Here is a 21,186-nt window from a genome sequence, read left to right on the forward strand (position 1 = left end):
TGCGCGAGGCGGAGCGTGGCTCCGCCCGACAGACTGGGAGGCCGCTGATGTCCACGATCCTCATCATCATTCTCGTGCTGCTGCTCATCGGCGCGCTGCCGAGGTGGGGCTACAGCTCCGGGTGGGGGTATGGACCCGGCGGCATCGTGGGTGTGCTGCTGATCATCGTGATCGTGCTGGCACTCACGGGACGGCTCTAGCGGCCTCGCGGCTGGCGCCGGCTGGCTGGGCCGGTCGGTGCCGGCCGCGTGAGGCGCGCGCAAATCTCCACGTCCAGTCGCTTCCATATCGAGACCGCGAACGTGCGGCCCGCGAGCTTGACGCCCCTGCTTCGCGGCCCGCACGGCCTGGCCGTCGGCAGCACCCCGCTGCGGACCGGCGGCCAGGGTGTGTGCGTTGCCCGTCGGCGTCCGCCGCTCACCACGGGGCGGCGGACGCGCGCGGCGTTCTTCAGGCGGTCTTTTCGATCACCCGTCCGAGCTTCTCCACCAGTTCGCCCACCTGATCCTTGGAGATGATGAGGGGCGGGGTGATGACGAGCGTGTCGCCGGCGATACGCATCATGAAGCCTTCCTCGTGAAAGGCCTTCTCCAGCGCCTCGTAGCCGCGCAGGCCGGGCGAGCCGGCGCGCGGGGCGAGGTCCACCGCACCGGTGATGCCCACGGTGCGGATGTCGAGCACGCCGGGCTTGTCCTTCAGCGACATGACCGCATCGGCGAAGAAGGGCTCCAGCGCCAAAGCGTGGGTGAAGGTGTTCTCCTTCGCGTAGAGGTCGAGCGTCGCGAGGCCGGCGGCGCAGGCCAGCGGATGCGCCGAGTAGGTGTAGCCGTGGAACAGCTCCACCATGTGCTCCGGCCCCTTCATGAAGGCGTCGTGGATGGGCTTGCGGGCGATGACGCCGCCCATGGGCACGGCGCCGGCCGTGATGCCCTTGGCGAAGCAGATCATGTCCGGGATGACGCCGTAGCGCTCGGCGGCGAAGGCATATCCGAGGCGGCCGTAGCCGGTGATGACCTCGTCGAAGATCAGCAGGATGCCGTACTTGTCGCAGATCTCGCGCAGGCGCTTGAGATAGCCCTTCGGCGCTGGCAGCACGCCGGTGGAGCCGCCCATGGGCTCGACGATGACGGCGGCGATGGTGGAGGCGTCATGCAGGCCGACGATGCGCTCCAGCTCGTCGGCGAAATGCGCGCCATATTCCGGCTCGCCCTTGGAGAAGGCCTGGTTCTCCCGGTCGTAGGTTGTGCGCAGGTGGTCGACGCCAGCCAGCATGGTGCCGAAGGTGCGACGGTTCGCCACCATGCCGCCCACGGAAATGCCGCCGAAGCCGACGCCGTGATAGCCGCGCTCGCGGCCGATGAGGCGGGTGCGCGTGCCCTGACCGATGGTCTGCTGATAGGCGAGGGCGATCTTCAGCGCCGTGTCCACCGCCTCGGAGCCCGAGTTGCAGAAGAACACATGGTCAAGATCGCCGGGCGCGAGGTCGGCGATCTTGGTGGCGAGGCGGAACGCGCTCGGGTGGCCGTATTGGAAGGTCGGGCCGAAATCCATCTCGGCGGCGCCGTCGCGGATGGCCTCGACGATGGGCTCGCGGTTGTGGCCGGGGTTGACGCACCACAGGCCGGCGCAGCCGTCGAGGATGGGGCGACCCTCCGGCGTGTAATAGTGCATGTCCTTGGCGCGGGACACGAGTCGCGGTCGCTTCTTGAACGACCGGTTGGAGGTAAACGGCATCCAGAAGGCTTCGAGGTCGTTCGGAACACTGTCCGCGCGCATGCCGTCCGTCACCAGATCGTCCAGAGCCATGATGGTTCCTCTCCCGCGCGCCTTGTCTTTGGCGCCGATTTGCAACGCGCCAGCGCGCACAGTGCGGGTCGCGCGCCGCCGGCACATGCCGGCCGGCGGCCTCGGGTGCGGTCGCGTCGCGGCAAGGCTAGCAGTCCGCATTGCCGGTGGGAACCGTCGCGGGAAGCTTGCCGCAGGGAGCGCGCTCACCTTGATCCCGCCCTCTTGCTTGTGCATGGGTTCTGATCGACAAAGGTCGTGACCGTAGGTTAGGGCGGTATCGTGGTAAGCAGCGCTGCAGACGCAGGCGAAGAGAGCGCGGTGGAAGCCGGCGTGGAAGGTGTGGCCGAGACGGTCGATGCCTCTGCCAGCGTGCGCGCCGCCCTCGATCGCGTGCTTGCCTCGGCCGATTTCGCCTCCTCGCCCCGCCTCGCCGCCTTTCTGCGGTTCGTGGTCGAATCAACGCTGGATGGGCGCGCAGACGCGCTGAAGGGCTACACCATCGCGGTCGAGGCCCTGGGCCGCCCGCCATCGTTCGATCCCCAGTCCGATCCCATCGTCCGGGTGGAGGCGACCCGGCTTCGGCGCGCGCTTGACCGGTATTATGCGACCGTTGGTGCCGATGATCCCGTCATCATCGATGTCCCGAAGGGCGGCTATGTGCCTCAGTTCCGCGCCCGCGGGCCGGACGATGCGGCGCTGGCCGATCCCGACACATCCGCCGTGCCGCCGGGATCGACCGAGGTCCCCGCCGAGATCACCCGCCCCCGCCGGCTGCTGCCGGCCCTGGCGGCAGGGCTCGCGGTGGTGGTGACGGCCGGCCTAGGCTTCGCCCTGTGGGACGCCGACATCAAGGCGCCGCGGGATGCGGCAACCGCCGCCGCGACAGCGGACCGCATCCGGCTTCCGCTGGTCGAGGTCCGCACCTTCGAGGCGTCCGGCGACGGTGCACCGCCGATGACCGAGCTGCGCGCCATCGAGGAGCGGATGCGCGACGCCTTCGCCCGCTTTGATTTCACCCAGGTGCGCGCCGCCGGCGCCGATATCCATGAAAGTGCCGTCGCCGAAGCCTGTGCGGCCAAGGTGCCGCGCTCGGTCTTCTCCCTCGCCGGCCTCGCCGAAGGCCGGCCGGATGGCACCTTCTCCCTCGCCGTTCGCCTCACCGACCGCTGCGACGGCTCCATCGTCTGGTCCACCATGATGGACGGCCTGTCCGGCGCCGGAAAGCTTGCGGAGAGCGAGCAGCGGGTGATCCATGACGTGGCCGTCGCGGTGATGGAGGGCTATGGCGTGGTGCAGGTCCGCGCCCGGGCGCAGGCCCTCGCCCGTGCTCCCGCCTCCGGCTACGGCTGCGTCGCCGCCGCGGCCGCCCAGCGGCGCAGCGACAGCCAGGAGACGCGGCCGGAAATGAAGGCCGAGACCCGGCAGGAGACGCGCGGCATCAATGTGGACGAGTGCCTCGCCGAACTCACCCGCCGCGACCCCGCCTTCGCTCTCGGCCACGCGGTGCGCGCCGAGACCCAGCTCCAGCGCACGCTGCATGACGACACGCCGGCCCCGTCCGAGGCCGAGCTTGAGGTGATGCTGGACGAGGCCGAGCGCGCCGTGGAGCTGGCCCCCGCCAGCGCCTATGCCGCCCGCGCGCTCGCTTTGGTGCAGCTTTTCGCCGGGGAGCCGGACGAGGCGGTAACCACCGCGGAGCGCGCCTTGCGCCTCAATCCGCTCGATTTCGACGTGGCGGCCACGGTGGGCGTGGTGTTCATCGGCGCCGGGCGGATCGCGGAGGGCGAGGCCCTGCTTGCCAACGCCCGCCGCGAGGGGGCGGTGGCGACCCCGTTCCGGGATTCCTATCTGGCGCTCGCCGCCTTCCTGCGCGGCGACCTGATCGCGGCGCAGGCCATGCTGCCCCAGCTGACGTTGCATCCGACGGTGGAAAACCGCATCGCGCTCGCCCTCAGCCTTCACGCCCTCGGGCGCCACAGCGAAGAGCGGGAGGTGGTCAACCTCATGGTTCATCAGGCCTCCGACGGTGCCGATGGCGTGCGCCGGCTGGTGACGCGCCTGCTGCCCTCCAAGGATCACGCCTCGCGTGCACTCGCGGCGCTGGAAAGCGCGGGCCTCTCCGCCGACGCTGGTGCGGGCAAACCGCCGCGGGGCTGACTGGCGAGCCTGCCTGATCGGGTGGGCGGAAGTGACACCGTGAGAATGGGTTGTGCGGGCGGCAAGGCTTCCTTTACGCTGCCGGGCGTCTACTTCCAGGGATGTTCTTTTCCCGCGATCCGCAGTCCATGTCCCAGTTTTCCATCGCCCGGCGTACCGGCGGGCCGGCCCGCCTTCTGATCTGCGATCCTGACCCGACCGCACGTGCGGCCGTGCGTGCGGCGCTTGCCCGACGTGATTCCCTCGATCTGATCGAGGCGACCGACATCGCCTCGGCGCTGACCCTGCTGCCCCGCTGCACCTCCGTCCTCCTCGGGACGGAGGACCCGGAAGATGTGGTGCGGCGGGTACGCGCCAGCGGATATGCCGGCACGCTTGTGGTGGCGCTGAGCGAAAGTTCGGTGACAGATGCTGTCGCCGCCATGCGGGCGGGGGCCGACGACGTGGTGCAGAAGCCGCTCGTGATCGAGGAGGTGATGGACCGCCTGCTCGCCGCGACACCGGCGCGCCGCCCCGAGCGCCGCCGCCGGGCGGCCCGCCCCCTGCCGCGCGGGGGCGATTTCTGCGGTCTCTCCGGGCGTTCGCCGGCCATGCAGGCGGTCTACGCCCAGATCGAGCGCCTTGCCGCCTCGCGCGCGGCGGTGTTCGTGACTGGAGAGAGCGGAACCGGCAAGGATCTGGTGGCGGCGGCGGTCCATGCCGCGTCCTCGCGGCGCGATGCGCCGTTCGTCGCTCTCAACTGCGCCGTCATTCCCCCCGAACTGATGGAAATCGCCCTGTTCGGCCGCGAGGACGCCGGCGCCATGGACCGCGCCCAGAGCGGCACGCTCCACCTGGACGAGATCACCCAGATGGACCCGGCCTGCCAGGCCCGGCTGATGCACTTCGTCGAGACCGGCCGGTTCAGCCCCGTGGGCGAGGTGGCGGAGCGGGAGGCCGACGTGCGCCTCGTCTGCGCCACCAGCCGTGACCCGCTGGAGGAGGTGCGCGCCGGCCGCCTGCGGGAAGATCTCTATTACCGGCTGGCGGTGCTGCCGCTGGCGCTGCCCCCGCTCAGGGCGCGCGGCGACGACGTGCTGCTTCTGGCCGAGACGTTCCTGGCCCGCTTCGCCGGAGAGGAGGGCCGGCCCATGCCGCGCTTCACGCCCGAGGTGGTGGAGGCGCTGCGTGCCCGACGTTTCCCCGGCAATGTGCGCGAATTGCAGAACCTGATGCGGCAGGTGGTGATCCTGAGCGAAGGCGGCACCATTCCGCCCGGTTTTCTCGCCGAGCCTGCCGCGCCCGAGGCGGATACCCCTGGCCGGAGCCCCGAGGTGTTCATCCAGGGTTGGTCCGACAGCCTGGCGTGGCACGGCCGGGTGGAGCCGCTGGCGGTGATCGAGCGGCGCGCCATCGAGGCCGCCATCGCCGCCTTCGACGGCAACATCTCCCTTGCCGCCGCTGCTCTCGACCTCAGTCCCTCGACCCTCTACCGCAAGAAACTGGCCTGGGGCGAGAGCACCCGCCTGTCGTGAGCCGCCTTTAGAGGATGAAGCGGCTGAGATCGGCGTTCTTCGCGAGGTCGGCGACGCGCGAGCGCACATACTCCGCATCCACCACCACCGTCTCGCCGGAGCGGTCGGGCGCGGAGAAGGAGAGGTCGTCGAGCACGCGCTCGATCACCGTCTGCAGGCGACGGGCGCCGATGTTCTCGACGTTGGAATTCACCTCCACCGCGGCATCGGCGATGGCCTCCACCGCGTCCGCCGTGACGTCGAGCGTGACCCCTTCCGTCCCCATGAGCGCCACCGATTGCTTGACGAGGCTTGCCTCGGTCTCGGTGAGGATGCGCACGAAATCGGCGCGGGTCAGTGCCTCCAGCTCCACGCGGATGGGCAGGCGGCCCTGAAGCTCGGGCAGCAGGTCCGACGGCTTGGAGACGTGGAAGGCGCCGGAGGCGATGAACAGGATGTGGTCGGTCTTCACCGACCCGTGCTTGGTGGAGACCGTGGTGCCCTCGATGAGCGGCAGCAGGTCGCGCTGCACGCCCTCGCGGGAGACGTCCGCCCCGGACCGGCCCTCGCGCCCGGCGATCTTGTCGATCTCGTCGAGGAAGACGATGCCGTTGTTCTCCACCGCGTGGATGGCTTCCTGCGTGATGGCGTCCTGATCGAGCAGCTTGTCCGCCTCCTCGGTGAGGAGGAGGGGGTGAGCCTCCTTCACCGTGACGCGGCGCGGCTTGGCGCGGCCGCCGAAGGCCTTGCCCAGCATGTCGCCCAGCGAGATGGCACCCATCTGCGCACCGGGCATGCCGGGAATCTCGAACATGGGCATGCCCTGCGTGCCCTGCTGCACCTCGATCTCGACTTCCTTGTCGTCCAGCTCGCCGGCACGGAGCTTCTTGCGGAAGGCGTCGCGGGTGGCCTGCGAGGCGGTGGCGCCGACGAGGGCGTCCAGCACGCGGTTCTCGGCATTGAGGTGGGCTTTCGCCTGCACGTCCTTGCGCTTGGCCTCACGGGTCAGGCCAATGCCGACCTCCACGAGATCGCGCACGATCTGCTCCACGTCGCGGCCGACATAGCCGACCTCGGTGAACTTGGTGGCCTCCACCTTCAGGAAGGGCGCACCGGCGAGGCGGGCGAGGCGGCGGGAGATCTCGGTCTTGCCGACACCGGTGGGGCCGATCATCAGGATGTTCTTGGGTAGAACCTCCTCGCGCAGCTTCTCGTCCAGCTGCTGCCGGCGCCAGCGGTTGCGCAGGGCGATGGCGACCGCGCGCTTGGCCTTGGCCTGGCCGACGATGTGGCGGTCCAGCTCGGAAACGATCTCGCGGGGGGAAAAGTCGCTCATGGAATCAGCAGTCCTTATCGCGGGGGCCGGGGGCGCTCAGGACCCGATGGTTTCCACGACGATGTTCCGGTTGGTGTAGACACAGATGTCCGCCGCGATCTCCAGCGAGCGGCGCACGATCGCCTCCGGGTCTTCCTCGCGGTCGAGGAGGGCGCGGGCGGCGGCGAGGGCATACATGCCCCCCGAACCGATGCCGGCCACGCCCGCATCCGGCTCCAGCACGTCGCCCGTGCCGGTGAGGACGAGGGACACCGAGGCGTCGGCCACGATCATCATGGCCTCCAGCCGGCGCAGGTAGCGGTCGGTCCGCCAGTCCTTGGCGAGTTCCACGGCGGCGCGCTGCAACTGGCCGGGATACTGCTCCAGCTTCGCTTCCAGCCGCTCGAACAGGGTGAAGGCGTCGGCTGTGGCGCCGGCGAAGCCGCCGATCACGTCGCCACGGCCCAGCCGGCGCACCTTGCGCGCATTGGCCTTGAGGACGGTCTGGCCGAGCGTGACCTGCCCGTCGCCGGCGATGGCGACGCGGTTGCCCTTGCGGACGGTGACGATGGTGGTGCCGTAAATGGTATCAGGGGAATGCATGAAGTGCTCCGCTTGGGGCTTACTTATGCGCTTCCGCGGCTGACGCAACTCGCTTCCCGCTCAGTTTCCGTTGAGGAAGGCGCGCACGGTGGTGCAGAAGTTCTCCGGCGCCTCCACCATGGGGCAGTGGCCACTGTCGATGATCTCGTCGAGCTTCGCGCCGGGAATGCCGTTCGCCACCTCGCGCACCATGGCCGGGGAGAACAGGCGGTCGTCGTCGCAATAGATGGCGAGGGTGGGCGCGGTGATCGTGCCGATGCGGGCGAGGCTGTCGAAGCCGACGCAGACCCCCACCTGGCGGATGAAGGCGTCCTTCTCCTGGTAGAGGCCCGCGTCCAGCGACTGCTGGACCGCCGCAAAAAGCGGAATCTTGTTCAGCGTGCGCATGCCGAGCACGAAGGTCGTGAGCGCGGCGCCGAACGTCAGCTCGTTGTCGAGCTGGAGCCGCAGCTCTTTGAACAGCCGCATGATTTCGGTGGTGTAGAGATCGTTGCGGGCGATGGTGTTGGAGAGCACCAGCCGGTTCACCCGCTGCGGCGCGGCGATGGCGAGTTCCTGCGCGATCATGCCGCCCATGGAATGGCCGATGACATGGGCCTTCTCGAAGCCCGAGGCATCGAGCACGGCGAGGGCGTCGCGGGCCATGTCGGCTGCGGTGTAGGCCGCCTTGGCCCGCTGGCTCTTGCCGATGTCGCGGTTGTCGAACTCGATGAGGGTGAAGCCCTTCAGCAGCGGGCGCGAGAGGGCCCAGAAGGAACGCTCGGCCGAAAGGCCGGAGATGATGAGCAGGGGCGGGCCTTCGCCGCTGACCTGATAGGCAAGCTCCAGCCCGTCATTGTGCGTCGTCGGCATCGGCGATCCCCGTCGGGTTGACGGGTGCGCTATGCCATAGTTGGCGCGTCGGCGCGAGGCGGGTGACGCTGGGAAAGGCGTAGCATTCCGTCGCGCGCGCCGTCATCTCATCGCCATATGGCGTTGCAGCGAGGTTGCTGATAGAAGCCGCAGCCTTGGAGGAGTTCCATGCGCAAGGCCGAAATCGTCCGCGAGACCAAGGAGACCAGCGTCACGCTCGCCGTCGACCTCGACGGGACGGGGCGGACGTCTGTCGCCACCGGTGTCGGTTTCCTCGACCACATGCTGGACCTGCTCGGCCGCCACGCCCGTTTCGATCTCGATATCAAGGCGGTGGGCGACCTCCACATCGATTTCCACCACACCACCGAAGATGTGGGCATCGTGCTCGGCCAGGCGGTCAAGAAGGCGCTCGGCGACATGCGCGGCATCACGCGCTATGCCGACGTGCTCCTGCCCATGGACGAGACGCTGACCCGCGTCGCCATCGACATTTCCGGCCGGCCGTTCCTTGTCTTCCGCACCGAGTTCGCGGTGCCGAAGATCGGCGAGTTCGACACCGAGCTGGTGCGGGAGTTCTTCCAGGCCTTCGCCTCCAATGCCGGCGTCACCCTGCATGTGGAGACGCTGTACGGGGTGAACGCACACCACATCGCGGAAAGCTGCTTCAAGGGCCTCGCCCGGGTGCTGCGCGCGGCTGTGGCGGTGGACCCGGCGGCGGCGGGGGAAATCCCCTCCACCAAGGGCGCGCTGGGCACCTGAGGCGGGCCGAGACGAGGCAGGAACCGAGGCAGGAGACGAGGCAGCCATGGCCAGCTGGACCGTTCTGACCCGCACCGTCCCCGGCGATACCGCCGAGCAGGCGGCGGGGCGCACCGTGTTCGTGCGCGAGAAATTCTCCTGGGTGACGCTGTTCTTCGCCCCTATCGTGCTGCTGCGCTTCCGCCTGTGGCTGGTGTTCGCCGCCTATGTGGCGGTGATGGTCCTCATGGGCCTCGCGGAAGTGTGGGTCGGCGTCGCCGATGGGGTCGGCAACGCGGTGATGATCGGCTTCCATGTGCTCCTCGCCCTGGAACTGCCGCGCCTGCGGCAGCGCAAGCTCGAGCGCCTCGGCTATGAGGAGGCCGCCGTGGTGGTCGCCGCCGACCGGGACGAGGCGGAACATCGCTTCTTTGCCGAATGGGACGGCCTGTTTCCCGCGGCCCGCGCCGCCTCCGCCCTTCCGGCCATTCGCCCGTCCTTCCCGGTTCCGGGCAGCTCATCCGGCGTCATCGGCGCCTTTCCGGGAGCCTGAGGCGTGACCGTCGCCATCATCGACTACAATTCCGGCAACCTGCACTCCGCCGCCAAGGCCATGGAGCGCGCGGCGCAGAGCCTCGCCCATGATGCCGGCCAGAGCGTCGTCGTCACCAGCGACCCGGAGGTGGTGCGCACCGCCGACCGCGTGGTGCTGCCGGGCGTCGGCGCCTTCGCCGACTGCCGGGCGGGCCTGGATGCGGTGCCGGGCATGGTCGAGGCCATGACCGAGGCGGTGAAGGGCAGGGGTCGTCCCTTCCTCGGCATCTGCGTGGGCCTCCAGCTTCTCGCCGAGCGCGGGCTGGAGCACGGCGTCACCGAGGGCCTCGGCTGGATCCGCGGCGAGGTGGACCGCATCACCCCCAACGATCCGACCCTCAAGATCCCGCACATGGGCTGGAACACGCTGGAAATCGCGCGCGAGCACCCGCTGCTCGCCGGCATTCCCACCGGCGCGTCCGGGCTCCATGCCTATTTCGTCCACTCCTATCACCTCAAGCCGGCGGACGGCATCGACCTCCTCGCCACCACCGACTACGGCGGCACCATCACCGCCGCGGTGGCGCGGGACAATGTCGCCGGCACCCAGTTCCATCCCGAGAAGAGCCAGACCCTCGGCCTCGCGCTCCTCGCCAATTTCCTGAAGTGGCATCCGTGATCCTCTTTCCGGCCATCGACCTCAAGGACGGCCTCGCCGTGCGCCTCGAACAGGGCGACATGGCGCGGGCCACCGTGTTCAACCGCGACCCTGCCGCCCAGGCGGAGGAGTTCGAGAGCCTCGGCTTCCGCTACCTGCATCTCGTAGACCTCGACGGCGCCTTCGCCGGCAAGCCGGTGAACGCGGCGGCGGTGGACCGCATCCTCGAGACGGTCTCCATCCCGGTGCAGCTCGGCGGCGGCATCCGCGACATGCGCACGGTGGAAGGCTGGCTGGAAAAGGGCGTCACCCGCGTCATCCTCGGCACCGCCGCGGTGCGCGACCCGGACTTCGTGAAGGCGGCGGCGAAAGCCCATCCCGGCCGCATCGTGGTGGGCCTCGACGCCCGCGACGGGCACGTCGCGGTGGAAGGCTGGGCGGAGACGTCCGAGCTTGCCGCCGTGGACATCGCCCGGCGCTTCGAGGATGCGGGCGTCGCCGCCATCATCTACACCGACATCGCCCGCGACGGCCTGCTGAAGGGCCTCAACCTCGAAGCCACCATCGCGCTGGCCGAGGCCATCTCGCTGCCGGTGATCGCCTCCGGCGGCCTTGCCTCCCTGGCGGATATCGAGGGACTGCTCGCGCCGGGCGCGAAGAAGCTCGAAGGCGCCATCACCGGCCGGGCCCTCTATGACGGGCGGCTGGACCCGCGCGAGGCCCTCGCGCTGGTGGCGGGACGATAGGTGCGCCATGCTGAAGGTTCGCGTCATCCCCTGTCTCGACGTGAAGGACGGCCGCGTGGTCAAGGGCGTCCAGTTCGTGGACCTGCGCGACGCCGGTGATCCGGTGGAGGCCGCGCGCGCCTATGACGCCGCCGGGGCCGACGAACTCACCTTCCTGGACATCACCGCCAGCCACGAGAACCGGGGCACCATCCTCGACGTGGTGCGCCGCACCGCCGAGCAGTGCTTCATGCCCCTCACCGTGGGTGGCGGCGTGCGCACGGTGGACGATGTGCGCACCCTGCTCCATGCCGGGGCGGACAAGGTTTCCATCAACACTGCCGCCGTGAACCGCCGCGCCTTCGTGGGCGAGGCGGCGGAGAAGTTCGGCGAGCAGTGCATTGTCGTCGCCATCGACGCCAAGAAGGTGTCGCAGCCGGGCGAGACGGACCGCTGGGAGATCTTCACCCATGGCGGTCGCAACCCCACCGGCATCGACGCCATCCAGTATGCCCGCGAGGTGGTGGACCTCGGTGCCGGGGAGATCCTGCTCACCTCCATGGATCGCGACGGCACCGGACAGGGCTTCGACTGCGCGCTGACCCGGGCGGTGGCGGATGCGGTGCATGTGCCGGTCATCGCTTCCGGCGGCGTCGGCATCCTCGACCATCTGGTGGAGGGCATCCGGGATGGCGGCGCCTCGGCGGTGCTCGCTGCCTCGATCTTCCACTTCGGCACCTTCACGGTGCGCGAGGCCAAGGACCGGCTGGCCGAGGCCGGTCTTCCGGTACGGCTCGATTGAGCCGCGCCGGGAACGGCGGTGCCGCAGCGCTTCCGGTTAACCCGTTTTTCGCATTTTCTTGATGCGAACCGCTCCCCAAGTCGCTGAAAATGCTTCAGTGCCTTCGTTCCTGACCCTTTTTGTGGGGCCGACCCGATGAGCGACAGCTTCTCCCTCGCCGACCTCGAAGCCATCGTCGCGGCGCGGGCCTCGGCGGACGCCGGCTCCTCCTACACCCGCTCCCTGCTCGACAAGGGCGTCGCCAAATGCGCCCAGAAGCTGGGTGAGGAGGCGGTGGAGACCGTGATCGCCGCCGTCTCCGGCAGCGAGAAGGATCTGGTGGGCGAGGCGAGCGACCTGCTTTACCACCTGATGGTGGTGCTCAAGGCCCGTGGCGTGAGCCTCGCCGACATTCATGCCGAGCTTGCGCGGAGGACCGCCCAGTCCGGTCTCGCCGAAAAAGCCGCCCGTCCCACCGCCTGACAGAGACATCGCGATCATGGACCGGCCCATCGACCCCGGCCTCTCCCCGTATCGCTCCTTCTCCCGCGAGGAGTGGGCGAAGCTGCGCCGCGACACGCCCATGACGTTGCGGCCGGACGAGATCGCACGGCTGGAAGGCCTCGGCGTCCGCCTCTCCATGAAGGAGGTGGAGGAGATCTACCTCCCGCTGTCGCGCTTGCTGTCGCTCTATGTGGCGGCGACGCAGAAGCTCTACCGCGCCATGAGCCACTTCCTCGACCACCGCGAGGGCGAGGCGGCGGGCGAACAGAAGATGCCCTATATCATCGGCGTCGCCGGCTCGGTGGCGGTGGGCAAGTCCACCACAGCGCGCGTGCTGCAGGCGCTGCTCGCCCGCTGGCCCAACACGCCCAAGGTGGACCTCGTGACCACCGACGGCTTCCTCCTGCCCAACGCCATCCTCGAGCGCGAGGGGCTGATGGAGAAGAAGGGCTTTCCCGAGAGCTACGACGTCGCGCTGCTGCTGCGCTTCCTCACCGACATCAAGGCCGGCCGCCGGCCGGTGCGCGCGCCGCTCTACTCGCACTTCTTCTACGACGTGATGCCCGACCAGTATGTGGAGATCGACCGGCCGGACATCCTCATCGTGGAGGGGCTGAACGTGCTCCAGACCACGCGCCCGCCCAAGGATGGCAAGGCGATCCCTTTCGTCTCCGACTTCTTCGACTTCTCGGTCTATATCGACGGAGACGAGGACGTGATCGAGCGCTGGTACGTGGAGCGCTTCATGCGCCTGCGCGAGACCGCCTTCACCGACCCGCTCTCCTACTTCCACCGCTATTCGCAGCTCTCCGACGACGAAGCGCAGGCGACCGCGCTCTCCATCTGGCGGCGGATCAACCTCGTCAACCTGCAGGACAACATTCTGCCCACCCGCCAGCGCGCCGACCTCATCCTGCGCAAGGCCGGCCGCCACGAAGTGGCCGAGGTGAGCCTCAGGCGACTGTGAAACGATGCCCCCGGACGGGCGCGTGACGGACCGTTCGCCGTGATTTTGGCGGCATGAACCCGCGGTCGACCATCGAAGCTTGGCCGGAGTGGTAACGGAGCGGCGACTTCGTTGGTATTTAGCTCTTCTTTTCGTTCAGACAGGTCCGACAGGCGCGGAAACGTGCATTCTACGCAGGCGATTCTGCGTTTTCTGTAGGCTCTCTGGATGGGAATAGGGCGGATGAGGCGATCTGACGATCGAGGTCGCCGTGCCTGCGGCCGGACGGCGCAGACACGGCTCGCGCTCATTCCCGCGCTTTTGGTATCCGCCGCGGCTCCGGCTCTCGCGGGCGATCTTGCGGCGGCCGGCACAGCGGCACCGTCCTCTGTCGCGTCGGACGATTTCCTGACCCGGCCCTATCTGTTCGGGGATCTGGGGCGGAGCCGGCTGAAGGAGCAGGGAATCGATATCTCCGGCGGGCTGGTCAACGAGACGGTCGGAAACCTGTCGGGCGGTACGCAGCAGACGGGCGCCAATGCGGGCCAGGCCTCCATCCAGGCCCTCTTCGACATGGAGAAGCTGGCCAACATCACCGGCGGCACCTTCGGCATCACGCTCGTGGGCCGCTGGGGCGACAACCTCGCGGAAGTCGCCAACATTCCGGCGCTGATGCTGATGAACGAGGTCTATGGCCGCGGCAACATCGTCCGCCTCGTGGACTTCCACTATAATCAGGCCTTGTTCGACGGCGCCGTAGACATCAAGGTCGGCCGTCTCGCCGTCGGCGCCGATTTCGGCTTCGAGCGCTGCGATTTCATCAATCTGACCTTCTGCGGCTCGGTTCCGGGAAATATCGCCGGAAACTATATTTTCAACTGGCCGGTCAGCCAGTGGGGCGGCGTCCTGAAGGTCCATCTCACCGATGACCTGACCTTTTCAGCCGCCGTCTACGACGAAAACCAGACCTATTTGTCGGTTCAGGCGAAGTGGGCGCTGCTGCCCAGCTGGCCGTCCGGTTCCGAGGGGGCGCTGGTGCCCCTGGAGCTGAAATGGACGCCGACGCTCTGGAATCTGTCGGGCACCTACAAGATCGGCGGATGGTTCGATACCGCGACCGCGGATAACGCCGTCACGAGCATCAACGGACAGCCCCAGCTCATCTCGGGGCTGCCCTATGCCCAGGATTATGGGCGTTACGGCTTCTATGTTTCCTTCATCCAGCAGCTGACCGGCAATGCCCAGGGGCCGAACCCGAAGCAGGGATTGTGGAGCTTCTTCAACTTCACCTATGCCGACCCGCGGACCTCCACGCAGCTCTATCAGGTGGCGTGGGGCATTCAGCAGCACGGCACGTTCGCAAGCCGCCCCGATGACGACATCGGCTTCGCCATCGGAACGACCGGCATCAATCCGCGGCTCGCAACCGCGCAGGCCGAGGCCAACTGGCTGGGGCTCGGCCCGGGCTATGTGCAGCACAACGAATACGTGCTGGAAGCCTATTACGGGTTTCAGGCAACGGGCTGGCTGAACCTGAAGGCCTCGCTGCAATACGTCATCGATCCCGGCGGCTACACCTCGCCCGTCAATGAAAACGCCTGGGTGGTGGGCCTGCGCACGACGGTCGCCTTCTGAGGGGGCGACCGGTCGTCAGTTCACGGCTGGGGGAACGGCCCCGACGGCCGGTCATGCGGAGTCACGATCATTCTCGGGTTAGAGAGCTGACACCCGCCGACCGCCGCCAGCACCACGGCCATGATCACCACGCGCCCGATCCTGCCCATTCTCGCCCCCAACCTTGCCTCTGCAACCATAGCGTTATGCACGTTGCGAACTATGCGACCAAGTAGCATGACGCAAGGACGCAGATCGTCAGCTGGATGCGGCGCGGGAGGATGGCCCGGAAGGCATTGACCGTCACGCTGTCTGCGAACTGGCCGACATAGGTCATGCCGAGGCGGACCTGTTCGCTGATGCGCAGAACGTGGTTAAATCATTGAAAAATATGGTGTCCCGGAAGGGATTCGAACCCCTGACCTGCGGTTTAGGAAACCGCTGCTCTATCCTGCTGAGCTACCGGGACACGCCCTCCTTCTAAATCGCGGCACGCCGGGAGGGAAGGGGCCGGATGGCGGCTTCCCCCGTCCGAGGCGGGAGCCGGACGCTGGCGTAAGGCGGCGTAAGGACAGTTGATCGGGTCGGCCTTCAATCCGGAGGGCGGTTGCCGCTATCGTTGCTGCATGACGCTAGGCCATTCATCGATGCGCGCAGGGATGCGCAGCCACACGCATTCATTGCGGGCGCTGGCGCGTCTTCTGGCGGTGGGCGGTCTGGCCCTTACCGGTGGGCTGATCCTCGAAACCGTCTCTCCTGCCGCCGCCCGCCCGGCGCAGAGGGCTGCCGTTCCGGCGGCCACCGATTGCGCAGGCGGCGGGACGGAGGCGGCCGGGAGCGTGGCGCGCTGGAGCGATGCGGGGGCGCTCGTTCTCGCCGACGGCCGGAGCCTCGCCCCGGAAGGCATCGCCTTGCCGACCCGCCTCTCGCCCGACCCGCAGCTGCTCGCGGTCGCCGCGGATGCGGCGGCTTCGGTGCTCGATGGCTGCGCGGTTGCGCCGGCCACGGCCACGCTCGATCGTCACGGCCGTCTTGCCGGGACGGCGCACCTCGTCTGTCCGGCGGCGGGAGACGCCCGGCAGGAGGATCTTGCCACGGCGCTGGTTCGGGCCGGGGCAGGCTATGCCACCGCGGACGGTGATACCGTCTGTGCCGCCCAGCGCCTTTCTGCCGAAGCGGAGGCGCGCATCGCCCGCCGGGGCATCTGGAGCCTGGCCTCGGCGGTCGCCCCGTCCGGCGATGAAAAGGCCATGGCGGAACGGCGCGGCCTTTTTTCCGTTACAGAAGGAAGGGTGCTCGCCGTCGGCGGACGCGACCGGATTTTTCTGAATTTCGGGGCAAGCTGGAAGCAAGATTTCACTGTCATGCTGACGAGGGAGGATTTCGCCACAATCTTGGGCGATAGGCTCGATCCTGCCATCTTGCGCGGAGCCCTTATCCAGGTAAGGGGCGTCGTCCGCGAGGAGGGTGGACCGGCCATGGCGCCGCGGCGGCGGGGCGAGGTGCTGCGCATTGAGGGCAAGGTCGAAAACCTGCCCGATGCTCAGGCGCTGCCGTCGAGGCGCCGGGAGCGGTGAACGGAAGCATGAGGTGCTGGGTGGGTGAGGCGCTGAGAGGGCAGGGTGCGGCGAGGCGGGTTCGGGCGGAAGCGCCTGCGCGCGCGCTTGTCCGGCGCACCGGCCTGCGCGCGCTGTTCGCCTGTGCCGCCGTCGCGCTCCCCCTGTGGCTCACCGGGTGCGCCGGCATCGACCTCGATCAGGTGAGCGTGCCGCTCGCCTCTACCGGCGCGGCATCCGAATTCGCCGATATGTCGCCCAGCCAGCGGCGCGAGCATGAAAAGCTCGTGGCGAGCTATGGCGGGGCCTATGACGATCCCGAGCTCAAGGCGCTGATCCAGAAGGTGGTGGAGCGCCTTGTCGCGGCCTCCGAGCGGCCGGACCTGAAATACCGCGTTACCGTGCTGAACTCGCCGGCCATCAACGCCTTTGCCCTGCCGGACGGCTCACTCTACGTGACGCGCGGCCTGCTGGCGCTGGCCAATGACACGTCCGAGCTGTCTTCGGTGCTCGCTCACGAGATGGCCCACGTCATCGCCCGCCACGCCACCATCCGTGAGGACCAGGTGAAGCAGGCGGTGCTGGTGAGCCGCGTCATCTCGGACGTGGTGAACGATCCCGATCTCGGCGCGCTCGCCATGCAGAAGAGCCGGCGCACGCTCGCCTCGTTCAATCGCGGGCAGGAGCTGGAGGCGGACGCCATCGGCGTCGGCATCGCCGCGCGCGCGGGCTTTGACCCTTATGGCGCCTCGCGCTTCCTGACCGACATGGGTCGCTTCTCGGAGATGAAGAGCACGGCCTTCTCCGGCTCGTCCTCCACCACGCCGGACATGGACTTCCTCTCGTCCCACCCGGCGACGCCCGAGCGCATCTCCATCGCCATCGCCAATGCCCGCCAATATGCGCCGGCGGCGGGGCCGTCGGACGGCGAGCGGGACCGCAGCGCCTATTTCAGCGTCATCAACGGCATGGTCTATGGCGACGATCCCAAGGAAGGCTTCGTCCGCGGCCGCAAGTTCCTGCACCCCAAGCTCGGCTTCACTTTCATGGCGCCGGAAGGCTTCTCGCTGGAGAACACCTCCCAGGCGGTGCTCGGCGCCACTCAGACCGGCCGCGAGGCGCTGCGGCTCGATGCGGTGCGCATCCCCGCCGACCAGTCCCTGGGGCAATATCTCTCGTCCGGCTGGATAGACGGGGTGGAGATCAACACGGTCGAATCGCTCACCGTGAACGGCTTCAGCGCGGCGACGGCGGTGGCGCGCGGCGACCAATGGTCGTTCCGCATGTTCGCCATCCGCTTCGGCTCGGACGTCTACCGCCTCATCTTCGCCGCCCGCGAGCTGACGCCGGAGCTGGACAAGCAGTTCCGCGCCGCCGCTGACACCTTCCGCCGCGTCTCCTCGGGAGAGGCGGACACGGTGAAGCCGCTGCGCGTGCGCATCGTCCAGGTGGGGCTCGGCGACAATGTGGAGAAGATCGCCGGCAAGATGCAGGTGCCCGACCGCCCGGTGGAGCGCTTCCTCATCCTCAACGGGCTCGATGCGAATGCCCGGCTGAAATATGGCGAGAAGGTCAAGATCATCGCCGACTGAGGGGCGGGTGCCCTATTCGCCGCTCCCGGCGATTTGATGGCGCGCAAGCCGCTATGCCGCCCCCCGCTGCTATGATCTCGGCTCTCGTTGCGGGAGGGAGCCATGTACAAGAAGATTCTCGTCGCCACCGACGGCTCGGCGCTGTCGGACCTTGCGGTCTCCCATGCCGTCGCGCTCGCCGCGGCGCTCCACGCGGCGCTTGTGATCGTTACCGCCAGCGAGCGCTTTCATCTTTTCAGCACCGAAGCCGACCAGATCGCCGACACGGAAGCCGAATATCGGCGCCAGACCGGGCGCAAGGCCGAGGCGGTGCTCTCCCGGGCCGCCGCCACCGCCGCCGCAGCGGGCGTCGAGGCGAAGCAGGTGCATGTGGAGGACGACCAGCCCTTCAACGGCATCATCACCACCGCCGAGGCCGAGGGCTGCGACCTGATCGTGATGGCTTCCCACGGCCGCCGGGGCCTTTCTGCCGTTGTGCTGGGCAGCGAGACCACCAAGGTGCTCACCCACTCGGGCCTCCCCGTGCTGGTGGTGCGGGAGGAGGTCGCCCCCGCCGTCCAGGCCAAGCCCGCGGGCAGTGTGGAGTGGCCCGAGCCCAGCCCGGCCTTCCTCGCCCCTGGACGCTGAGCGCGTCTTCCGGACGGCCAGCCTTGTGGGAGCAGGATTGCGCGAGCCCTTGCGCCAGCGGGGTTTTTGCCCTATGTGAGCCCGGTTCGTGGCCGCGCTCCCTCAAGCGGGGAGCCGCCCGGGCGGGCAGGGACCGGCGGTATACGCGGTCCTGATCGTCGGAGGCAGCCCGCCCTGGCTTTCTGTGAGCGCGCATCGACACTCAATTCATCGCCTGTGCCGCCCGGCCTTCGCGCCGGCCCGCCGCTTTTGCGGCGGCCGTTCGTCATTCCCCTGGAATGGCGGACACCCGAGCGGTTCGGGCCTCGCAACACGAGATGCCGGCGCAGCAAGTCTGGAGCGTGAATGTCCGCCGTAGAAACCACCCGTGAGGATTTTGCCGCCCTGCTCGACGAGAGCTTCGGCCGCGCCGACACCAATGAAGGTTCGGTGGTCAAGGGCATCGTGGTCGCCATCGAGAAGGATCTGGCGATCATCGATATCGGCCTGAAGACGGAAGGGCGTGTCGCCCTGCGCGAGTTCGCCGGCCCCGGCCGCGAGAACGCCATCAAGGTGGGTGACGAGGTCGAGGTCTATCTCGAGCGCGTCGAGAACGCCATGGGCGAAGCCGTCCTCTCGCGCGACAAGGCGCGCCGCGAGGAGAGCTGGGTCAAGCTCGAGAAGGCCTTCACGGCCAACGAGAAGGTCTTCGGCGTGATCTTCAACCAGGTGAAGGGCGGCTTCACCGTCGACCTCGACGGCGCCGTGGCCTTCCTGCCGCGCTCCCAGGTGGACATCCGCCCGATCCGCGACGTCGGCCCGCTGATGCACAACCAGCAGCCCTTCCAGATCCTCAAGATGGATCGCCGTCGCGGCAACATCGTCGTCTCCCGCCGTACCGTGCTGGAAGAGACCCGCGCCGAGCAGCGCCACGAGCTGGTGCAGAACCTCGAAGAGGGTCAGGCCATCGACGGCGTGGTCAAGAACATCACCGATTACGGTGCGTTCGTTGACCTCGGCGGCATCGACGGCCTGCTGCACGTCACCGACATCGCCTGGCGCCGCGTGAACCACCCGACCGAGGTGCTCAACATCGGCCAGACGGTGAAGGTCAAGATCATCAAGATCAACCACGAGACCCACCGCATCTCGCTCGGCATGAAGCAGCTTCTGGGAGATCCCTGGGAGGGCATCGAGGCCAAGTATCCGGTGGAGGCCCGCTTCAAGGGTCGCGTCACCAACATCACCGACTACGGCGCGTTCGTGGAGCTGGAGCCCGGCATCGAGGGCCTCATCCACGTCTCCGAGATGTCGTGGACCAAGAAGAACGTCCACCCCGGCAAGATCGTCTCCACCTCCCAGGAGGTCGAGGTTCAGGTGCTGGAAGTGGATTCGGCCAAGCGCCGCATCTCCCTCGGCCTCAAGCAGACCCTCCAGAACCCCTGGGAGGCCTTCGCCGAGAAGTATGCGCCCGGCGCCGTGGTGGAAGGCGAGGTCAAGAACAAGACCGAGTTCGGCCTGTTCCTCGGCCTCGACGGCGATGTGGACGGCATGGTCCACCTCTCCGACCTCGACTGGAACCGTCCGGGCGAGCAGGTGATCGACGAATACCGCAAGGGCGACATGGTGAAGGCCGTGGTGCTCGACGTGGACGTCGAGAAGGAGCGCATCTCGCTCGGCATCAAGCAGCTGGCCGGCGATCCCTTCGCCGACGCGGGCGAGGTGAAGAAGGGTGCTGTCGTGACCTGCGAAGTCACCGACGTGAAGGACGGCGGCATCGAGGTGAAGCTCACCGGCACCGACCTCTCCGCCTTCATCAAGCGCTCCGAGCTCGCTCGCGACCGCAACGACCAGCGCCCCGAGCGCTTCTCGGTCGGCGACAAGCTCGACGCCCGCGTCACCCTGTTCGACCGCACGGCGCGCAAGGTGCAGGTCTCCATCAAGGCGATGGAGATCGCGGAAGAGCGTGAGGCCGTGGCCCAGTTCGGCTCGCAGGATTCGGGCGCTTCGCTCGGCGATATCCTGGGTGCCGCGCTGAAGCAGCGCGCCGCCGACACGGCCGACACCGCCGAGGAGGCGGACAAGGAAGACTGATCGCTCCACGCGATCGGACTTCTCTGAAAAAACGAAGGGCCGGTGCATTGCACCGGCCTTTTTTTCAACCCATGCGCCATTCAGACGCCGACTGGCATCCTTGTGCTGGGATCAGCACGGAAGTATCCAAGTCTTGGTTGTCAATGGGAGGTTTGCCATGAAGCGCAGGATAATTTCCCTCGGCGTCGTCGCCGCGGTCTCGCTCGCCGCCACGGGTTCGGCCTTCGCCCTCACCGGCAAGGAGTTCCTTCGCAAGTACAACAAGGACAAGGACAGCACCGTCGAGATCGTCGAGGCCATCGACCTCGGGACCAAGGTGTTCAAGGCCATCAATCCGGACAAGGACAAGACCCTCGAGGCCGCCGAGACCAAGGGCCGGCTGACCGACGAGGATTGGGCCGCCGTGAACAAGGACGGCGACAAGACCCTGGAGCTGGACGAGTGGCTCATCATCGTGCGCAAGCGCTTCAACGATGCCGATGCCAACAAGGACGGCAAGCTGACCGAGGCCGAGCTGGATTCCCCCGCCGGCCAGCAGCTTCTGCTGCTCATCGCCAAGTGAAGCTGACGGCACGCCGCGCCTGATGCGGCTGGGGAGGGCGTGGCGTCCTCCCCCAGTGAAAAGCG

20 protein-coding genes and 1 tRNA gene are annotated in these 21,186 nt (G+C 68.0%); 16 read left to right on the forward strand and 5 right to left on the reverse strand.

The features are described from left to right. Window positions 1-44: 44 nt before the first annotated feature. A complete protein-coding gene (locus tag ACE3QW_RS21110) occupies window positions 45-200 on the forward strand; it encodes a DUF3309 family protein (protein WP_197023048.1) in 156 nt (51 codons plus the stop codon). Window positions 201-450: 250 nt separating this feature from the next. On the opposite strand, the gene ACE3QW_RS21115 is transcribed toward ACE3QW_RS21110, so the two are convergent. Continuing rightward, window positions 451-1,806 carry an aspartate aminotransferase family protein gene (locus tag ACE3QW_RS21115; protein ID WP_081837435.1) on the reverse strand — a complete coding sequence of 452 codons (1,356 nt, stop codon included), beginning with the start codon at window positions 1,804-1,806 and terminating at the stop codon, window positions 451-453. A gap of 261 nt (window positions 1,807-2,067) precedes the next feature. Between ACE3QW_RS21115 and ACE3QW_RS21120 the strand changes: the two genes are divergently transcribed. Together ACE3QW_RS21120 and ACE3QW_RS21125 are read left to right on the forward strand one after the other, a co-directional pair. Continuing rightward, complete coding sequence (locus ACE3QW_RS21120) at window positions 2,068-3,945, forward strand: hypothetical protein (RefSeq protein ID WP_156026232.1); 1,878 nt, start codon at window positions 2,068-2,070, stop codon at window positions 3,943-3,945. Between the two features lie 128 nt (window positions 3,946-4,073). After that, complete coding sequence (locus tag ACE3QW_RS21125) at window positions 4,074-5,459, forward strand: sigma-54-dependent transcriptional regulator (protein WP_374253817.1); 1,386 nt, start codon at window positions 4,074-4,076, stop codon at window positions 5,457-5,459. 7 nt (window positions 5,460-5,466) lie between these two features. On the opposite strand, the gene hslU is transcribed toward ACE3QW_RS21125, so the two are convergent. Genes hslU through ACE3QW_RS21140 form a run of 3 tightly spaced genes read right to left on the reverse strand, consistent with a single transcriptional unit; the run spans window position 5,467 to window position 8,208 of the window. Beyond that, window positions 5,467-6,774, reverse strand: a complete 1,308-nt coding sequence (gene hslU / locus ACE3QW_RS21130; protein WP_374253819.1) for an ATP-dependent protease ATPase subunit HslU — start codon at window positions 6,772-6,774, stop codon at window positions 5,467-5,469. A 36-nt stretch (window positions 6,775-6,810) separates the two neighbouring features. After that, window positions 6,811-7,356 carry an ATP-dependent protease subunit HslV gene (gene hslV, locus ACE3QW_RS21135; RefSeq protein ID WP_024280452.1) on the reverse strand — a complete coding sequence of 182 codons (546 nt, stop codon included), beginning with the start codon at window positions 7,354-7,356 and terminating at the stop codon, window positions 6,811-6,813. 60 nt (window positions 7,357-7,416) lie between these two features. Beyond that, window positions 7,417-8,208, reverse strand: coding sequence for an alpha/beta fold hydrolase (locus ACE3QW_RS21140; protein ID WP_374253821.1), 792 nt, complete (start codon window positions 8,206-8,208; stop codon window positions 7,417-7,419). Between the two features lie 168 nt (window positions 8,209-8,376). Here ACE3QW_RS21140 and hisB point away from each other — a divergent pair, with 168 nt between their 5' ends. The 8 genes from hisB (at window position 8,377) to ACE3QW_RS21180 (ending at window position 14,732) form a co-directional block, all read left to right on the forward strand. Further along, a complete protein-coding gene (gene hisB / locus ACE3QW_RS21145; RefSeq protein ID WP_024280450.1) occupies window positions 8,377-8,970 on the forward strand; it encodes an imidazoleglycerol-phosphate dehydratase HisB in 594 nt (197 codons plus the stop codon). Window positions 8,971-9,016: 46 nt separating this feature from the next. Further along, window positions 9,017-9,502 carry a DUF2628 domain-containing protein gene (locus ACE3QW_RS21150; RefSeq protein ID WP_374253823.1) on the forward strand — a complete coding sequence of 162 codons (486 nt, stop codon included), beginning with the start codon at window positions 9,017-9,019 and terminating at the stop codon, window positions 9,500-9,502. A gap of 60 nt (window positions 9,503-9,562) precedes the next feature. Continuing rightward, window positions 9,563-10,162, forward strand: a complete 600-nt coding sequence (gene hisH, locus ACE3QW_RS21155) for an imidazole glycerol phosphate synthase subunit HisH (protein ID WP_245279424.1) — start codon at window positions 9,563-9,565, stop codon at window positions 10,160-10,162. Beyond that, the gene (gene hisA / locus ACE3QW_RS21160) at window positions 10,150-10,887 is read left to right on the forward strand and encodes a 1-(5-phosphoribosyl)-5-[(5-phosphoribosylamino)methylideneamino]imidazole-4-carboxamide isomerase (RefSeq protein WP_081762729.1); all 738 of its coding nucleotides are present in this window, start codon (window positions 10,150-10,152) and stop codon (window positions 10,885-10,887) included. The genes hisH and hisA overlap by 13 nt, the downstream gene beginning before the upstream one ends. Before the next feature lie 7 nt (window positions 10,888-10,894). Continuing rightward, window positions 10,895-11,668 carry an imidazole glycerol phosphate synthase subunit HisF gene (hisF, locus tag ACE3QW_RS21165; protein WP_024280446.1) on the forward strand — a complete coding sequence of 258 codons (774 nt, stop codon included), beginning with the start codon at window positions 10,895-10,897 and terminating at the stop codon, window positions 11,666-11,668. A gap of 135 nt (window positions 11,669-11,803) precedes the next feature. Beyond that, window positions 11,804-12,130, forward strand: a complete 327-nt coding sequence (locus tag ACE3QW_RS21170) for a phosphoribosyl-ATP diphosphatase (RefSeq protein ID WP_029555356.1) — start codon at window positions 11,804-11,806, stop codon at window positions 12,128-12,130. Window positions 12,131-12,146: 16 nt separating this feature from the next. Beyond that, the gene (gene coaA / locus ACE3QW_RS21175) at window positions 12,147-13,118 is read left to right on the forward strand and encodes a type I pantothenate kinase (RefSeq protein ID WP_024280444.1); all 972 of its coding nucleotides are present in this window, start codon (window positions 12,147-12,149) and stop codon (window positions 13,116-13,118) included. Between the two features lie 222 nt (window positions 13,119-13,340). Beyond that, a complete protein-coding gene (locus ACE3QW_RS21180; RefSeq protein WP_081837434.1) occupies window positions 13,341-14,732 on the forward strand; it encodes a carbohydrate porin in 1,392 nt (463 codons plus the stop codon). Window positions 14,733-15,103: 371 nt separating this feature from the next. On the opposite strand, the gene ACE3QW_RS21185 is transcribed toward ACE3QW_RS21180, so the two are convergent. Then, window positions 15,104-15,180: transfer RNA gene (locus tag ACE3QW_RS21185), tRNA-Arg, on the reverse strand. Between the two features lie 106 nt (window positions 15,181-15,286). Between ACE3QW_RS21185 and ACE3QW_RS21190 the strand changes: the two genes are divergently transcribed. From ACE3QW_RS21190 to ACE3QW_RS21210, 5 genes are all read left to right on the forward strand, one after another. After that, entirely contained in the window at window positions 15,287-16,288 is a 1,002-nt protein-coding gene (locus tag ACE3QW_RS21190) for a hypothetical protein (RefSeq protein WP_374253826.1), read from the forward strand. 8 nt (window positions 16,289-16,296) lie between these two features. After that, window positions 16,297-17,859, forward strand: a complete 1,563-nt coding sequence (locus ACE3QW_RS21195; protein ID WP_374253827.1) for a M48 family metalloprotease — start codon at window positions 16,297-16,299, stop codon at window positions 17,857-17,859. A gap of 102 nt (window positions 17,860-17,961) precedes the next feature. Beyond that, window positions 17,962-18,486, forward strand: a complete 525-nt coding sequence (locus tag ACE3QW_RS21200; protein ID WP_374253829.1) for a universal stress protein — start codon at window positions 17,962-17,964, stop codon at window positions 18,484-18,486. A gap of 345 nt (window positions 18,487-18,831) precedes the next feature. Beyond that, complete coding sequence (rpsA, locus tag ACE3QW_RS21205; RefSeq protein WP_374253831.1) at window positions 18,832-20,559, forward strand: 30S ribosomal protein S1; 1,728 nt, start codon at window positions 18,832-18,834, stop codon at window positions 20,557-20,559. Window positions 20,560-20,716: 157 nt separating this feature from the next. Then, entirely contained in the window at window positions 20,717-21,121 is a 405-nt protein-coding gene (locus ACE3QW_RS21210; protein WP_374253833.1) for a hypothetical protein, read from the forward strand. The last annotated feature ends 65 nt before the right edge of the window (window positions 21,122-21,186 follow it).

It is taken from the genome of Xanthobacter sp. (assembly GCF_041911315.1).
Taxonomy (GTDB): domain Bacteria; phylum Pseudomonadota; class Alphaproteobacteria; order Rhizobiales; family Xanthobacteraceae; genus Xanthobacter; species Xanthobacter aminoxidans.

Coding starts and splice junctions, on each gene's coding strand:
- ACE3QW_RS21115 (WP_081837435.1), bottom strand. CDS start 1,806: ATGGCTCTGGACGATCTGGTGACGGACGGCATGCGCGCGGACAGTGTT.
- ACE3QW_RS21125 (WP_374253817.1), top strand. CDS start 4,074: ATGTCCCAGTTTTCCATCGCCCGGCGTACCGGCGGGCCGGCCCGCCTT.
- hslU (WP_374253819.1), bottom strand. CDS start 6,774: ATGAGCGACTTTTCCCCCCGCGAGATCGTTTCCGAGCTGGACCGCCAC.
- hslV (WP_024280452.1), bottom strand. CDS start 7,356: ATGCATTCCCCTGATACCATTTACGGCACCACCATCGTCACCGTCCGC.
- ACE3QW_RS21140 (WP_374253821.1), bottom strand. CDS start 8,208: ATGCCGACGACGCACAATGACGGGCTGGAGCTTGCCTATCAGGTCAGC.
- hisB (WP_024280450.1), top strand. CDS start 8,377: ATGCGCAAGGCCGAAATCGTCCGCGAGACCAAGGAGACCAGCGTCACG.
- ACE3QW_RS21150 (WP_374253823.1), top strand. CDS start 9,017: ATGGCCAGCTGGACCGTTCTGACCCGCACCGTCCCCGGCGATACCGCC.
- hisH (WP_245279424.1), top strand. CDS start 9,563: ATGGAGCGCGCGGCGCAGAGCCTCGCCCATGATGCCGGCCAGAGCGTC.
- hisF (WP_024280446.1), top strand. CDS start 10,895: ATGCTGAAGGTTCGCGTCATCCCCTGTCTCGACGTGAAGGACGGCCGC.
- ACE3QW_RS21170 (WP_029555356.1), top strand. CDS start 11,804: ATGAGCGACAGCTTCTCCCTCGCCGACCTCGAAGCCATCGTCGCGGCG.
- coaA (WP_024280444.1), top strand. CDS start 12,147: ATGGACCGGCCCATCGACCCCGGCCTCTCCCCGTATCGCTCCTTCTCC.
- ACE3QW_RS21180 (WP_081837434.1), top strand. CDS start 13,341: ATGAGGCGATCTGACGATCGAGGTCGCCGTGCCTGCGGCCGGACGGCG.
- ACE3QW_RS21195 (WP_374253827.1), top strand. CDS start 16,297: ATGAGGTGCTGGGTGGGTGAGGCGCTGAGAGGGCAGGGTGCGGCGAGG.
- ACE3QW_RS21200 (WP_374253829.1), top strand. CDS start 17,962: ATGTACAAGAAGATTCTCGTCGCCACCGACGGCTCGGCGCTGTCGGAC.
- rpsA (WP_374253831.1), top strand. CDS start 18,832: ATGTCCGCCGTAGAAACCACCCGTGAGGATTTTGCCGCCCTGCTCGAC.
- ACE3QW_RS21210 (WP_374253833.1), top strand. CDS start 20,717: ATGAAGCGCAGGATAATTTCCCTCGGCGTCGTCGCCGCGGTCTCGCTC.